Below are 15,939 nucleotides of genomic sequence, written 5' to 3'. Positions count from 1 at the left end.
AAAGATAGCAAAACCCCTTTTCATTTTTTAACATTAACGTATCTTTAGGCTTCATAAATGGGAAACTGTTTATTTTTGTGAACCTTTCTGAAACGCAACTATGCCAAAACAATATATTTCGTACTCCAAAACGGGTTATTTTTCAAAACTCATCTGTGATTATTTGGCTCAAAAGGAGGAACTAAACACGTTTTATCATCGGTTTCCCAACCTTGAAAATTTTAAAACTCAAGTAAAAGAAAAACAATTGTCATTTCGCCCTGAAGGGAGAAATCTCTTAGTGCAACAGCTCAAAAAGCAATACGAATGTTGCTCTCCATCGGAAGCTACCTTACAAAATATTGAAGCATTACAAAACGAAACCACCTTTACCATTACCACAGGCCACCAACTTAATTTGTTCACGGGGCCTTTGTATTTTTTATACAAGATTTTCGACACCATAAATCTTTCGGAACAACTTAATGCAGCCTATCCCAAACATCACTTTGTTCCTGTGTATTGGATGGCTACGGAAGACCACGATTTTGATGAAATCAATTATTTTAATTTTAAGGGAAAGAAAATCGCTTGGGATAGAAATAGTGGAGGTGCGGTAGGTGAATTGTCTATGGAAGGATTGCAAAAAGTGTATGAACTTCTGAAAAAAGAATGGGGTGGATCTAAGAATGCAAAAGAACTGCTGAAACTCTTTTCAGAAAGTTATGTAAAGCACAATAACCTTGCAGACGCTACCCGAAATCTAGCCAACGAATTGTTTAAAGATTATGGGTTAGTCATTATTGACGGAAATGATGCTGAACTAAAAAAGGCTTTTATTCCCTTTGCTGAAAAGGAATTGACCGAGAATTTGTCCTTTAAAAAAGTAACGGAAACGACCCAAAAGTTGATCGAAGCAGGATATGGCGAGCAAGTGCATCCAAGGGAGATAAACTTGTTTTATTTACAGAAAGGAGTGCGAGAACGTATTATTGAGAAAGAGGGAATGTTTTATGTAAACGATACCGACATCTCTTTTTCAAAAGAAGAAATCCTTGCAGAACTACAAAACCACCCTGAACGATTTTCACCCAATGCGTTATTACGACCATTATATCAAGAAGTAATATTGCCTAACCTTTGTTATATAGGAGGCGGTGGCGAATTGGCGTATTGGTTTCAGTTAAAGGATTACTTTGAAGCAGTTGCTATACCGTTTCCACTATTATTATTACGGAATTCGGCCTTGTTAGTGTCAGGACAACTTTCCGAAAAACTTGAGAAGCTCAACGTGCCTATTTCTGAAGTATTCCAAAAACAACACGAACTCAAAACGTGGTACACCAAAAAGCTTTCAGAAATTGAGATTGATTTTTCAAGTCAGCGGAAACATTTACAACAGCAATTTAAGGACTTATACGAATTGGCAAAAAAAACCGATGCCTCCTTTGTAGGAGCTGTGGCAGCGCAAGAAAAGAAGCAGCTCAACGGACTCGATAACCTCGAAAAACGTTTGTTAAAAGCCCAAAAACGAAAGTTGGCAGACCAATTGGACCGACTGACTGCTATGCAAGACGAACTATTCCCCAAAGGAAGTTTGCAGGAGCGTACCCTTAATTTTTCAGAATTGTATTTGGAGTTGGGAGCAGAGTTACTTTCAGTATTAAAAAAGGAGTTGGAGCCGTTGGTAAATGAATTTACAGTTTTAAAAGTTTAAAACTTTAATAAAAAAGTTAGTATTCTATCTTAGCCAAAAACAAAAAACACCCTATTTTTGCCTATGCAAAACAACGTCCTTATTTTAGATTTTGGTTCGCAGTTCACCCAACTTATTGCAAGACGGGTTAGAGAACTCAACATTTACTGCGAAATTCACCCTTACCACCACATTCCAGAAGATTTGTCAAGCTTTAAGGCAGTCATCCTTTCGGGGAGTCCTTTTTCGGTACGTGCCGAAGATGCACCACATCCCGATTTATCCAAAATTAAAGGAAAATTACCGCTATTAGGCGTTTGTTACGGGGCGCAGTATTTGGCACATTTTTTTGGAGGTGAAGTTGCTCCTTCTAATACAAGGGAGTATGGAAGAGCCAAGCTCAATACCATTTTAGACACGTCCAATTTGTTTATAGGAATCCCAGAAGGTGCCCAAGTGTGGATGAGTCATAGTGATAGTATAAAAGTACTTCCCAAAAAAGCGATTAAGCTAGCCAGTACCGATGACGTTGCCAATGCCGCTTACCAAATTGAAGGAGAAGAAACCTATGCCATTCAGTTTCATCCAGAAGTCTATCATACTACTCACGGAAAGCAATTGCTTGAGAATTTCCTCATTGAAATTGCAGGGGTGAAACCCAATTGGACGCCTGCTGCTTTTGTGGATACCACCGTACAAGAGTTAAAAGAAAAATTGGGAAACGATAAAGTGGTTTTAGGACTCAGTGGAGGCGTCGATTCTACCGTAGCAGCAGTACTCTTACATAAGGCTATTGGGAAAAATCTGTATTGTATTTTCGTAAACAACGGATTGCTACGTAAAAATGAATTCCAAAATGTGCTTGACCAATACGAACATATGGGATTAAATGTGAAAGGAGTGGATGCTTCGGCACGTTTCTTGAAAGCATTGGCAGGGGTGAGTGAGCCTGAAGCAAAACGAAAGGCTATTGGGAATGCCTTTATTGAAGTGTTTGATCACGAAGCACATTTGGTGGAAGATGTTGATTGGTTGGCGCAAGGAACGATTTATCCCGATGTCATTGAAAGTGTTTCGGTGAATGGGCCTTCGGTTACTATTAAATCGCATCACAATGTGGGAGGATTACCCGATTTTATGAAATTAAAAGTGGTAGAGCCGTTACGAATGTTATTTAAAGATGAAGTACGTCGCGTTGGAGCCCAAATGGGCATCGACCCAGAATTATTGGGAAGACATCCGTTTCCTGGGCCTGGATTGGCGATTCGAATTTTGGGGGACATTACAGAAGAAAAAGTGCGTATCTTACAAGAGGTAGACGCTATTTTTATCGACGGACTTAAAAAATGGGATTTATACGATAAAGTATGGCAAGCGGGAGCTATTTTGTTACCCGTGCAAAGTGTAGGAGTAATGGGAGATGAACGTACCTACGAAAAAGTAGTGGCGTTGCGAGCAGTAGAAAGCACCGATGGAATGACCGCAGATTGGGTGAATTTACCGTATGAATTTTTACAAGAAACCTCCAACTATATAATAAACCGTGTAAAAGGCGTTAATAGAGTAGTTTACGACATTAGCTCTAAGCCACCAGCCACCATCGAGTGGGAATAATATTAAAACCATTAACTAAGTGAAATATCTAATCATCATTTTTTCTTTTCTTCTGCTGCATTCCTGCATTAGCTATGCCGAAATTCCTTCGCAAGAAACCTATAAAACCCATAAAGTTGAAAAAGGTGAAACCGTGTACAGCATTGCAAAAAAATACGGCGTAAGCGAAGAGGCAATTTACCGTTTAAACCCAGATGCTAAAAACGGAATCACTTCCAGTAGTGTTTTAATTATTCCTGCCGCAAGCGGAAATGAATTAAAAGTAACAGGGTTTAAAACGCATAGAACAAAAAGAAAAGAAACGCTTTTCAGTATTTCTCAAAAATATGGAGTGACCATAGATGACATTAAGAAATACAATAAGTTTTTATATTCTGAAGGATTAAGAAAAGGAGATAAACTTGAAATTCCGCAGTTTGAAAAGGTAGTTATTTCTGAAACCACTACTGAAGTTACTACAGAAATTGAGACTATAAAAGACACTCAAATTCATGAGGTGCAACCCAAAGAGACCTTTTACGGCATTGCCCGTATGTATGGTATTTCTGTAGTAGAATTAAAAGCACTAAACCCAGAATTAAAAGAAGGTTTGCCTATTGGCACTAAATTGAATGTTCCTAAAACCTCCGTGACCGAATCGGCTACCATTGAAGAATCAAAATTCGATTTTTATGAAGTGCAGCCTAAAGAAGGGTTTTATAGGTTAAAAGTAAAATTAGGACTAACAGAAGAGGAAATTGTTGCTCTTAATCCGTATGCAAAAGACGGATTAAAAGAAGGAATGATTTTAAAAATTCCGAGAGAAGCTTCCGAAGCCATTTCAATAAATGCTAATAAAATTAACCTTGAGAATACTATTGTAAACACTTGGAAGAAAAATGTGGTGGTATTCCTTCCGTTTCAGTTGCCTGAAGTGGTTTCAGATTCTATAGATTCTCAAAAGGATATTTTAAAGAAAAATAGAACCCTTCGTATTGCGTTGGATTTTTATAGTGGAGTGCTTATGGCAACAGACTTTGCCAAAGACAAAGGGATCTCGATAGATTTAAAAGTGTATGATTCTGAAGGAAGCAAAACCACACTAAACTCCATCCTGTCCCAAAACGATTTTTCAGAAGTGGATGCTGTTATTGGGCCACTATTAAGTAAAAGTGTCGAGTTTGTCGCACAAGAATTAAAGGGAGATAATGTGCCCGTTTTTTCACCCTTAAGCAATCGAAGTATTAAACTCACCTCCAATTTGTTTCAGACGCTTCCCGATGAAGAACTGCTCACTCAGCAAATGATTCAGTTTTTAAAAGACAATCACGAAGGAAAAAAAGTGATTCTTATTGCCGATAGTGATAGCAAAACGAAACAGCGGGTTCTAGCTGCTATTCCATCCGCTACCACACTTTCGCCAAGAGAAAAAGGATTTTTATATGTGACGGATATTCAAGGAAAACTTGATAAGACCCTAGAGAATTGGGTGATTTTAGAATCGAATAACCCTGTCCTTATTAGTAATGTGGTGGGTATTTTAAATGGAATGAATTCGAACGGAAATGTGCGTTTGTTCACAACGAATAAGAATGACAATTTTGAATACGATGATGTTTCTAATATGCATTTGGCCAATCTTAATTTTACATTTCCCTCGGTAAGTAAAAGTTATGATTTTGAAGAAAAAGACGCCTTTATTGTGAGTTACGAAAACAAATACGGTGTATTGCCTAATCGATATGCCGTGCGTGGATTCGATTTAACGTATGACGTGTTGTTGCGTTTAGCAGCTGCAGATACAATTTATGATGCTGTGAATAGTGAATCGGAAACAGAATATGTTGAAAATAAATTTCGTTACGATAAAAAGTTATTTTCTGGATATACCAATCAAGCCTTCTATATATTAAAATATGGGGAAGGACTTAAAATAGAAGTTGTTAAATAATGGCTACCTCAAAAGTTACCTACTTAGGAAATCTTCGTACATCAAACGAGCACTTAAAATCGGGCGACACCTTTATCACAGATGCGCCTACCGATAATCAAGGCAAGGGAGAAGCTTTTTCGCCAACCGATACCGTGGCCACAGGATTGGCAAATTGTATGTTGACGACTATGGGCATTAAAGCCGAAGGCTTAGGTGTTGTCTTAGATGGCGCCACCGCCACGGTGACCAAAACGATGGCTTCCAATCCGCGTAGGATTTCAAAAATTGAAGTGGAGATGCAGCTACCTGCTGGAGTTTCCGATAAAAATCAAAAAATATTAGAACATACGGCAAAAACCTGCCCTGTGGATTATAGTTTGCATCCAGATATTGAACGCCTTGTTCAGTTTAACTGGGGATAGCTACGTTCAATATTTTTAAAAATCCATCGTTATTCAAATGATGAATATCATTATCCTTTTTTTGCTTCCTTTTTTCGGAATAATTTCTACTTTTGAAGAAGAAAAAATCGCTTGGGACGCAAATAGACCGCTTACTTGGGAAGATTTTAGAGGCGTGCCCAATCGAGCCGATAGCTTTGTGGCGAGTACCAATTCTGGAATTTCTTTTTCTTTTTCGTTTAGCGAACGAAATGGCGTTGCAAACATTCAATATGCTGTGGTGAGTAATTTTTACCCAGATCTTTCTTGGTATCGCCCAGAGCGAGTGACTCAATATATTTTAGAACATGAGCAAACCCATTTTGATATAAGCGAGTTACACGCACGGAAACTTCGGAAAGCGCTTTCTTCTTTAAGTCACGATAGAGATTTTAAAGAGAAAGCCGAAACGATTTACAATAGGTTGGAAGCCGAACGCCGTGCCATGCAAACGCAATACGATAAAGAGAGTGACCATTCTAATGTAAAAGAAATGGAATACCAATGGCGAACTAGAGTTGCACAAGAACTTAATGCCTTGGACGCTTGGAAATAGATAAAACGCACCTCATTGAGCTTGCTAACTACAAAATGCCTTTTGGAAAATACGAAGGCCACTATCTTTTAAAAATCCCTGAATATTACTTCGCTTGGTTTGCTCAAAAAGGATTCCCTGACGGCAAATTGGGCAGGATGATGAAAGAAATGCACGAAATTAAAATAAATGGGTTGGAGGGATTGTTGAAGCCTTTGGTTAAAAAGTAGCTTACGATGTTTTTTTAAGAATCACTTCAGATTTAATTTATCATTCTAATATTTCCAAAATTCTTTAGCCACCTCCGCACAAAAACTGTATCTTTGCATCCCGTATAGGTAACACGCACACTTTATGAACACTACAAAGTACATCTTCGTTACGGGCGGGGTTTCATCATCTTTAGGGAAAGGTATTATCGCTGCATCGCTAGCAAAACTATTGCAAGCGCGTGGATATCGTGTGACCATTCAAAAGTTAGATCCGTATATAAATGTGGACCCTGGAACGCTAAATCCGTATGAACATGGTGAGTGTTATGTGACCGATGATGGTGCAGAAACCGATCTTGATTTAGGGCACTACGAGCGTTTTTTAAATGTATCCACATCGCAAGCCAATAATGTTACCACAGGACGTATTTACCAAAGTGTCATTGAGAAAGAACGTCGAGGTGAATTTCTTGGAAAAACCGTACAGGTCATTCCGCATATAACAAACGAAATTAAAGAACGTATTCAAATCCTTGGAAACAATGGGGAATACGATATTGTAATTACCGAAATTGGTGGAACGGTAGGGGATATTGAGTCGTTGCCATACATCGAATCGGTGCGTCAATTAAAATGGGAATTAGGATTTCATAATACCTTGTTTATTCATTTAACCTTGATTCCGTATTTATCTGCTGCGGGTGAATTAAAAACAAAACCTACACAACACTCGGTAAAAACATTGATGGAAAGTGGTATCCAAGCAGATATCTTAGTGTGCCGTACCGAACATGAATTAAGTGACGAACTGCGTGCAAAATTGGCCTTATTCTGTAATGTTGAAAAAGATTCAGTCATAGAATCTATAGATGCGTCTACCATTTACGATGTGCCTAATATGATGTTGGAAGAAGGTCTAGATAAAGTAGCGTTAAAGAAGCTAGACTTAGACGATACCAAAGAACCAGATTTAGCACAATGGAATCAGTTTTTACAACGACATAAAAACCCAAAAGGTTCAGTAAAAATTGGTCTTATTGGGAAGTATGTCGAGCTTCAGGACAGTTATAAATCAATTTTAGAATCTTTTATCCATGCGGGCGCAGCTAATGAAGTAAAAGTGGAAGTGGTGTCTATTCATTCCGAATTTATTGATGCAAAAAATATTGAAAAGGAACTAAAAGGACTGGACGGTATTCTTGTGGCTCCTGGTTTTGGAGAACGCGGTATTGAAGGTAAAATTGAAGCCGTTCGATATGCTCGGGAAAACAATTTACCCTTTTTAGGGATTTGTCTTGGTATGCAAATGGCAGTAATTGAATATTCTAGAACTATTTTAGGATTAAAAGATGCCAATAGTACCGAAATGAATCCTGTAACATCCAACCCAGTAATTGCACTTATGGAAGAGCAAAAGCATATTAAAAATATGGGGGGAACCATGCGTTTGGGTGCTTGGAAATGTGATTTAAAAGAAGGCAGTATTGTAAAGAGTATTTATAAATCAAATACCATCATGGAACGCCATCGTCATCGATACGAATATAATAATCAATATCGTGAGGCTCTTGAAAATGCTGGTCTGGCCGCTACTGGGGTAAACCCAGAAACAGGCTTGGTGGAAATTGTAGAAATACCATCGCATCCTTGGTTTGTGGGAGTACAGTATCATCCAGAATATAAAAGTACCGTTGCCAATCCGCATCCGTTGTTTGTAGGATTTGTGGCTGCGGCTTATGAACATTCAAAAAAATAGCGACAATTTGTCTGAACCTTTTTTTAGGCGAGATTGTTGTAAACAAAATAAAACTTCCCCCTTTGAAGGGGGATTGAGGGGGATGTCAATCAACCTCTAATTTTAATTATATGGAAGAAAAAAAATTTGACCTCAATACGTTAATCGGATTTTTATTGATTGGAGGAATCCTTTTATGGATGCTTTATCAAAACCAGCCAACTCCTGAAGAGATTGAAGCCGAAAAAGCAAAGACCGAACAGGTTGTTGAAGAATCCACAACTTCAGATATTCAAAATACTCCTGTGTTTGAATCTTCAATAACAACAGAAAATACGGTAAATACATCCGATTCTTTAGCTATTTCAGAATTGCAAAACAGACTTGGCTCTTTTGCGTATTCAAGTACGTTACCTTCAGCAAAGGAGGGTACTACCATTGTTGAAAATGATGTATTACAATTAACCGTAAGTAATAAAGGAGGCTTCATTGTTGAGGCAAAATTAAAAGACCAAACACAATACCGTGGCGAGCCTGTATATCTTATAAAAGATGGAAATAACGATTTCAATCTTCAGTTTTCGGCAGAAAATAGATTACTAAATACCCGTGATTTATTTTTTGAACCAAGGATATCCAAAAATGGAGAAAATCAAGTACTTTCTATGAAGTTAAAAACTTCCGAAAGTGCTTATATAGAGTATCGTTACGAGTTAAAACCAGGCGAGTATATGCTTGATTTTAATCTAAGAACGCAAGGATTGGATGGTGTAATAGATGCCTCCCAACCTATGTATTTGGATTGGAATTATAAAGGCTACCGTCAGGCGAAAAGTATCTCCTACGAAAACCGCTACACACGACTTACCTATGAGTTCGAAAATGGGGATGACCACAGTAAACTTTCTCCTACTGGAGAGGATGAAGAGACCGAAGTTGATGTCACTTGGTTAAATTTCCGTCAACACTTTTTTAGCTCTATGATTTTAACCGATACTGCTTTTAAAGAAGTAAAGTTCACTTCCGAGGACTTAGTGAAGGATGAAGAAGTGGATACTCTTTTCACCAAAAAATACGGTGCTAGAATGTTACTGGAGCCCAAAGGGGGAGCGTTGGCATATGACATGAATATGTACTACGGACCAACGGATTACCAAATTTTTAAAACCTACGATAGAAATCTAGATGAGGCGATGCCCTTAGGATGGGGGCTGTTTGGTTTCTTAAACAAATACCTTATTATTCCAGTATTTAGTTTGCTAAGTGATTGGTTCCCTGCTGGAATAGCGATTATTGTATTGACCATTTTATTCAAATTATTGTTGTCACCTGTACAATACAAACAGTATGTTTCTCAGGCAAAATTGAAGGTATTAAAACCAGAATTGGATGAAATAAAAAAGAAGTACGAAGGCAATAACATGAAGATTCAGCAAGAAACCCTCAAACTTCAAAACATAGCAGGAGCGAGTCCGTTAAAGGGATGTTTGCCAGCTTTGTTACAAATTCCTGTCTTTTATGCGTTGTTTACCTTCTTTCCAACGGCATTCGATTTACGACAAAAAAGTTTCCTTTGGGCAGATGATTTAGCGAGTTACGATGTGGTGGCAGAACTTCCTTTTCATATTCCCTTTTATGGAGACCATGTTAGTCTTTTCCCAATATTAGCTTCTATAGCCATCTTTGTGTATATGATGATGAGTATGGGATCTACCATGCAGCAACAGCAGCAACCAGGGATGCCTAATATGAAGTTTTTAATGTACTTATCACCGCTCTTTATGTTGGTTTTCTTCAATAACTATGCGAGTGGACTTTCGGTGTATTATTTAACTTCAAACTTGATTACTATAGGAATTATGGTAGTGATTAAGAATTTTATTATTGATGAGGATAAGATTCACGCTAAGATTCAGGTAAACAAGAAAAAGCCTAAAAAGCAAAATCGTTTTCAGCGAAAAATGGCTGAAATGATGGAGCAAGCTGAAGCTCAGAAAAAAGCACAACAAAAAAATAAAAAGTAGTAAAGCATTTAGTTTTATTGAAAATGCTTCGGTACAATTTTTGAAAGTTTTATTTCATCTATATAAAACATTTGATAAATGGGAAGATGGAATGCCTTTTTTTTAAATCTTCGTTGGATTTATAAAATTTCTTTAGGGGCATTTCGTTAGCTAATTAAAAATAGTAACAATGAAATACACCCTTTATATTTACATTATTTTATTTGGTTCTTCACTTTGTGCACAAGAATCAATAAATCAAATGGATGCCAATGGGAAGCGTCATGGGGTTTGGAAAAAAACCTTTCCTGGAACACAACAGATTCGATATGAAGGTGCTTTTAATCATGGAAAGGAAGTGGGTGTCTTCAAATTTTACTGTGAAGAATGTGGGAAACAGCCATCAGTGGTAAGCACTTTTAATGACAAAGATGACTCGGCTTGGGTGCAATATTTTACCATAAAAGGGAAATTGGTTAGTGAAGGAAAGATGATTGATAAAGAACGTGAAGGAGAGTGGGTTGCCTATCATGAAAAGTCCAAACAAGTCATGAGTCGTGAGTTTTATAAAGACGGAAAACTCCACGGGAAACAAACTACCTATTATCCAGATGGCAAAGTAACTGAAGAAATTACCTATGTCAATGGAATAAAGGAAGGTGAAAATTTATACTATTCTCCAGAGGGGGTTTTGATTAAAAAACTTCAGTATCGTAACGATCAATTGGAAGGTGCTGCTATTTATTATGACGCTTTTGGTGTTGTAGTAATTGAAGGAAATTACAGGCAAGGAAAGAAACATGGGCTTTGGAAATACTACAAAAATGGCCAACTCGAAATGGAAGAAATTTACCCTAAACCACTCAAAAAAGGATAATCGCGTAAGTATTTTATAACTTTACCGTCCTATAATCAAGATGAAGAAACGAGTTGTCGTAGGATTAAGTGGAGGTGTGGACTCCAGTGTTGCTGCATATCTTTTAAAAGAACAAGGATATGAGGTCATTGGCTTGTTTATGAAAAACTGGCATGATGATTCTGTGACCATTTCAGACGAGTGTCCATGGTTAGAAGATAGCAATGACGCTATGTTAGTGGCCGAAAAACTCGGAATTCCCTTTCAAACGATCGATTTAAGTGAGCAATATAAAGAACGTATTGTGGACTATATGTTTCACGAATACGAAATGGGACGCACACCCAACCCCGATGTGTTGTGTAACCGAGAAATCAAATTTGATGTATTTATGAAAATCGCACTAAATTTGGGTGCAGATTATGTAGCTACAGGACATTATTGCAGAAAAGGAACGATTGAAAAAGAGGGAAAAGAAGTCTATCAATTGCTTTCGGGAAAAGATCCCAATAAAGACCAATCTTATTTTTTATGTCAGTTATCGCAAGAACAATTGGCGAAGACTTTATTTCCTATTGGTGAATTGCAAAAGCCTGAAGTACGTAAAATAGCTACAGAACAAAATTTAGTTACAGCAGAAAAAAAGGATTCCCAAGGCTTGTGCTTTATAGGGAAAGTTCGTCTTCCAGATTTTTTACAACAACAATTGAAGCCCAAAGAAGGGTTGATAGTTGAGGTACCTTCAGCGTTTTCGGAATATGGAAAAACAACGCCAGAATTTACTTCCGAAGCGGAGCAAATTCGGTTTCTTTCAGAAAAGTATTCCTATAAATTGAAGGATGGAAAAGTAATTGGGAAACATCAAGGAGCGCACTTTTTTACAAAAGGACAACGCAAAGGACTGGCCGTTGGTGGAACCAAAGAACCCCTCTTTGTTATTGACACAGATGTTAAAGAAAACATCATTTATACAGGGCAGGGTAAAGATCATCCGGGATTATACCGAAGAGGTCTTTTTGTAAAAGATGATGAGTTGCATTGGATTCGTGAGGATTTAGCATTGCAAATAGATGAAACTATGGACATAAAAGCTAGAATTCGGTATCGTCAACCACTTGAAAAAGCAACATTATATAAAACGCTTTCAGGTTTATATGTTATATTTGAAAAGCCACAATCTGCGATCACCGAAGGGCAATTTGTTGCATGGTATCAAGGTGATGAATTAGTTGGTAGTGGAGTTATTTCCTAAAAAAAAGTATATGAAAAAAGTAGTATTATTAGTTTTGGTCTTTGTTTTTCAATTTGGGAATGCACAGATACAAGATGCATGGGTGTTTTTTGCAGATAAAGAAAATGTGCAATTTTCGATCGATAATCCCTTAACGATTTTAACGCAAGAGGCCGTAGATAGAAAATTGCTTCATGAAGTCCTTATTGACGAACGAGATGTTCCTGTTACAGAAGCGTATGTCACTCAAATAAAGAATGCATCTGGGATTACGTATTGGGCAAAATCTAAATGGATGAATTGTGTGTATGTACAAGGAACTATGCCAGATATTGAAGCTCTTTTAAATCTTTCCTTTGTAGCAGATATTGAATGGGCAGATAAAGATTTAAATTTTCCTAACCCAGTAGGAACGGCTCAAGATAAATTTACAATTGAAAATCAAACTTCAAGAATTGAATATAATTATGGGGCAGCCGCAAATCAGATTGAAATGATAGAAGGCGACTACCTGCACGAATTAGATTTTACAGGAGAAGGGATGATTATTGGAGTGACAGATTCTGGTTTTCCAAATTTTGCTACTAATCCAGCATTTTCACACGTTGTTAATAATAACCGACTCTTAGGGACTTTCGATTTTTTTAGTCGAACTACAAATGTAGAGGGTACAGGACAACATGGTGTAAATACAACTAGTGATATAGTTGGGTTTTTAGAGAATCAATTTGTGGGTACAGCACCTAATGCTTCACTCTATCTTTTTAGAACTGAATATGGACCCGACGAAAATCCTCGTGAGGAAGCCTGGTATGTAGAGGCGCTCGAAAGAGCAGATAGTCTAGGGGTGGACGTTATCAATACCTCTTTGGGGTATCAAGAATACGATAATCCTAATTACACTCACACCTATGAAGACTTAAACGGTGTAACCACTTTTGCGGCAAGAGGGGCCAACATAGCTTTTGAAAAAGGGATGATTTTAGTTACTTCTGCAGGGAATGCTGGTAATGGTTTTGGAACTGTTGCAACACCAGCAGACGCCATTGGATTATTAGCTGTCGGTGCGGTAAATGCCGCGGGCAATTATGCATCCTTTAGTTCTAGAGGGCCTACGGTAGACGGAAGAATTAAACCTGATGTGATGGCTCAAGGCCAAGGTTCAGCTGTAATACGGGAAAATGGGACGGTCGATTTTAGCAATGGGACTTCTTTTAGTTCTCCTATTTTAGCAGGGGCAGTAACCTGCTTATGGCAATCTAAACCCGATGCAAAAAATTATGAAATTATGCAGATTGTTCGTGAAACAGCTAGCATTTATAATAATCCAACAGATGAAATGGGTTATGGTGTAGCCAATTTTAGAGATGCTTACAATGCGTTGCATAACCTTGGAATCGAAGATCAATTTTTGAACAATAATTTTGCCGTATATCCTAATCCAGTTAAGGATATTTTAAATATTTCGTTCCCTCAAAATGTTACCAATGCTGAAATTACGTTGTATAATATTTTAGGAAAGGAAGTGATGAGGACTCAAGTAACGGCTTCTGGCAACCAAGTGATGCTTTCTTCTTTACCACAAGGGATTTATATTGCTACTGTTATTGCAGAAGAAACAAAAAACTCTTTCAAAATTATTAAGCAATAGTGCCAAATAATATTACCCAGCTTTTTGGAATCCAATATCCCATTATTCAAGCTGGGATGATTTGGAATAGCGGTTGGCGATTAGCCAGTGCTGTTAGTAATGCTGGTGGATTAGGCTTGTTAGGGGCTGGCTCTATGTATCCCGAAGTACTTCGGGAACACGTTCAGAAATGTAAAAAAGCAACCGATAAACCTTTTGGGGTCAATGTACCTATGTTATACCCCAACCTTCAGGAAATTATCGATATTATTATTGACGAAGGGGTGAAGATAGTATTTACTTCTGCGGGAAATCCGAAAACGTATACTGCCCACTTAAAAGAAAACGGAATCACTGTTGTTCACGTAGTAAGTAGTGTAAAGTTTGCACTTAAAGCGCAAGAAGCGGGTGTAGATGCAGTGGTTGCCGAGGGTTTTGAGGCAGGCGGACATAACGGAAGAGAAGAAACAACCACATTTACTTTAATCCCTATGGTTCGCGAACAAATATCCGTACCCCTTATTGCGGCTGGCGGAATTGCCACTGGTAGAGGAATGCTTGCTGCCATGATTTTAGGAGCCGATGGAGTGCAAGTGGGTAGCCGATTTGTCGCTTCGGAGGAGAGCAGCGCTCATCCGGCCTTTAAAGAAGTAGTAGTGAATGCCAAAGAAGGTGATACCGAGCTTACACTGAAAGAATTAGCGCCTGTGCGATTGATTAAAAATAAATTTTATCAAGACGTTAAAGAACTCTATAAAAAAAGTCCAACAGTGGATGATTTAAAAGCACTTCTAGGACGCGCTCGCGCCAAAAAAGGAATGTTTGAAGGGGATTTAGAAGAAGGAGAATTAGAAATTGGGCAAATTGCCGGACTCATTCATGATATAAAACCAGCTGCTACTATTTTACATGATATGCTAAAAGAATATGAGTTGGCCAAAAAAGAAGTTTCTAATCTTTTCTAATTACTTTTCGTGTTCCTGTAAATAAATTTCTCTCCCTAATTGTGCTAAAAAGGGAATCCCAATTTCTTCATATTCATATGTGTCATCGTTAAAAATTTCATTTTTATTCACCAAAATGGTAGCTGTTAGTAAAAATTCAATACCAGCTTTTTCATCAACGATATAAGCAGTTTCCGTAAGTGTGCCATAGGCATATCCTACTTTATTATATATTTTGAATTGCTCTGGAATGCGATCCTTGGAATCTCCATAAAGAAAGAATTTTCCATAACTATCGTAAAACTCATCTTCCTTATAGCCGCTTTTGCGAGGTACAGAATGCATATTTTTTTTAATACGATTCAATGTGTTTTCTGAAATGCTGAAGCGTTCATTTTCTGAAAATACTTCTGGAAAAAAAAGTCGTTTCATTAATTTGTGCTGCGCTTCGATAGGGAAGTAGTTTTTTTCAGAAAAATCCATGGGCTCGTTCACAAGAGCCCCATCTCGCATAAAGCCAATTCCTTTTTGTAGTTTCTTTATTTGTAGGTTTTCAATAATTGAATCTTTTCCACCACCCAAATACAAGGTATCCCTTTCAGTGTAAAAAACCAAGGTATCTCTTTGTTGTCTTCCAGCATTTTCAATTGCCAAACGATGCGAAATTCTCATAGGAGAAATTCCTTTGCTGTCTAGTTTAGCATTAATATAATCTCTGCCCAAAAGTTCATACAATCTATTATAAGCCTCATTATCACTTACCGAAAAAATCTGCCGAATATCGTCCTCCACCGTATGAAGAACACTATCCCCCTTTATCTTATAGGATGTGGTGATACCTACACTTGAAATACTATCTAAGTATTCAGCTGCCAAAATAGCTACAGGTAATTTGACTGTGCTTGCTGGGTAAAAATAGGCGTCAGGATTATTTCTGAAATCATAATCCACAAAATAGACTTTTCCTGTAGTGTCTCTATTTATCTCAGAATATTGAATCTGAATTTCAAAATAATTAGGGTCGTGCAAGACTTTTAACATGGCGGGATGAGCACTCCACAATACTTTTTCTATTGGAGAAATTTCGGGTTGTTTACAGGAAACAATCAGAAAAGTTAGAAGGATAGGTGATATTATTTTGAAATAATTCAA

General features: G+C 37.6%; 13 protein-coding genes. 12 read left to right on the top strand and 1 reads right to left on the bottom strand.

Annotation, left to right across the window (positions count from 1 at the left end):
* Nucleotides 1–100: 100 nt before the first annotated feature.
* The 12 genes from bshC (at nucleotide 101) to KXJ69_RS06910 (ending at nucleotide 14,808) form a co-directional block, all read left to right on the top strand.
* Nucleotides 101–1,696, top strand: coding sequence for a bacillithiol biosynthesis cysteine-adding enzyme BshC (gene bshC / locus KXJ69_RS06965; RefSeq protein WP_219052270.1), 1,596 nt, complete (start codon nucleotides 101–103; stop codon nucleotides 1,694–1,696).
* A gap of 63 nt (nucleotides 1,697–1,759) precedes the next feature.
* On the top strand, nucleotides 1,760–3,289 hold the full coding sequence (gene guaA, locus KXJ69_RS06960; RefSeq protein WP_219052269.1) for a glutamine-hydrolyzing GMP synthase: 1,530 nt from the start codon (nucleotides 1,760–1,762) through the stop codon (nucleotides 3,287–3,289).
* Nucleotides 3,290–3,308: 19 nt separating this feature from the next.
* Nucleotides 3,309–5,219 carry a LysM peptidoglycan-binding domain-containing protein gene (locus KXJ69_RS06955; RefSeq protein ID WP_219052268.1) on the top strand — a complete coding sequence of 637 codons (1,911 nt, stop codon included), beginning with the start codon at nucleotides 3,309–3,311 and terminating at the stop codon, nucleotides 5,217–5,219.
* Nucleotides 5,219–5,623 carry an OsmC family protein gene (locus KXJ69_RS06950; RefSeq protein WP_219052267.1) on the top strand — a complete coding sequence of 135 codons (405 nt, stop codon included), beginning with the start codon at nucleotides 5,219–5,221 and terminating at the stop codon, nucleotides 5,621–5,623. The genes KXJ69_RS06955 and KXJ69_RS06950 overlap by 1 nt, the downstream gene beginning before the upstream one ends.
* A gap of 37 nt (nucleotides 5,624–5,660) precedes the next feature.
* On the top strand, nucleotides 5,661–6,197 hold the full coding sequence (locus KXJ69_RS06945) for a DUF922 domain-containing protein (protein WP_219052266.1): 537 nt from the start codon (nucleotides 5,661–5,663) through the stop codon (nucleotides 6,195–6,197).
* Nucleotides 6,188–6,406 carry a DUF3820 family protein gene (locus KXJ69_RS06940; RefSeq protein ID WP_255571259.1) on the top strand — a complete coding sequence of 73 codons (219 nt, stop codon included), beginning with the start codon at nucleotides 6,188–6,190 and terminating at the stop codon, nucleotides 6,404–6,406. The genes KXJ69_RS06945 and KXJ69_RS06940 overlap by 10 nt, the downstream gene beginning before the upstream one ends.
* A 124-nt stretch (nucleotides 6,407–6,530) precedes the next feature.
* A complete protein-coding gene (gene pyrG, locus KXJ69_RS06935) occupies nucleotides 6,531–8,144 on the top strand; it encodes a CTP synthase (RefSeq protein WP_219052265.1) in 1,614 nt (537 codons plus the stop codon).
* 110 nt (nucleotides 8,145–8,254) lie between these two features.
* Complete coding sequence (yidC, locus tag KXJ69_RS06930) at nucleotides 8,255–10,147, top strand: membrane protein insertase YidC (protein WP_219052264.1); 1,893 nt, start codon at nucleotides 8,255–8,257, stop codon at nucleotides 10,145–10,147.
* Nucleotides 10,148–10,316: 169 nt separating this feature from the next.
* Nucleotides 10,317–11,003 carry a toxin-antitoxin system YwqK family antitoxin gene (locus tag KXJ69_RS06925; protein WP_219052263.1) on the top strand — a complete coding sequence of 229 codons (687 nt, stop codon included), beginning with the start codon at nucleotides 10,317–10,319 and terminating at the stop codon, nucleotides 11,001–11,003.
* Nucleotides 11,004–11,043: 40 nt separating this feature from the next.
* A complete protein-coding gene (gene mnmA, locus KXJ69_RS06920; protein ID WP_219052262.1) occupies nucleotides 11,044–12,234 on the top strand; it encodes a tRNA 2-thiouridine(34) synthase MnmA in 1,191 nt (396 codons plus the stop codon).
* Nucleotides 12,235–12,244: 10 nt separating this feature from the next.
* Nucleotides 12,245–13,864 (top strand): S8 family serine peptidase, encoded by a 1,620-nt coding sequence (locus tag KXJ69_RS06915; protein ID WP_219052261.1) that lies wholly within the window; start codon nucleotides 12,245–12,247, stop codon nucleotides 13,862–13,864.
* On the top strand, nucleotides 13,864–14,808 hold the full coding sequence (locus KXJ69_RS06910) for an NAD(P)H-dependent flavin oxidoreductase (protein ID WP_219052260.1): 945 nt from the start codon (nucleotides 13,864–13,866) through the stop codon (nucleotides 14,806–14,808). Before KXJ69_RS06915 ends, KXJ69_RS06910 begins: the two co-directional genes overlap by 1 nt.
* Here KXJ69_RS06910 and KXJ69_RS06905 read toward each other — a convergent pair whose 3' ends face one another.
* Nucleotides 14,809–15,939, bottom strand: coding sequence for a serine hydrolase (locus KXJ69_RS06905; RefSeq protein ID WP_255571256.1), 1,131 nt, complete (start codon nucleotides 15,937–15,939; stop codon nucleotides 14,809–14,811).

Origin of the sequence: Halomarinibacterium sedimenti, assembly GCF_019312585.1 — a bacterium.
Taxonomy (GTDB): domain Bacteria; phylum Bacteroidota; class Bacteroidia; order Flavobacteriales; family Flavobacteriaceae; genus Halomarinibacterium; species Halomarinibacterium sedimenti.
This window is presented reverse-complemented; position numbering and strand designations above follow the sequence as displayed.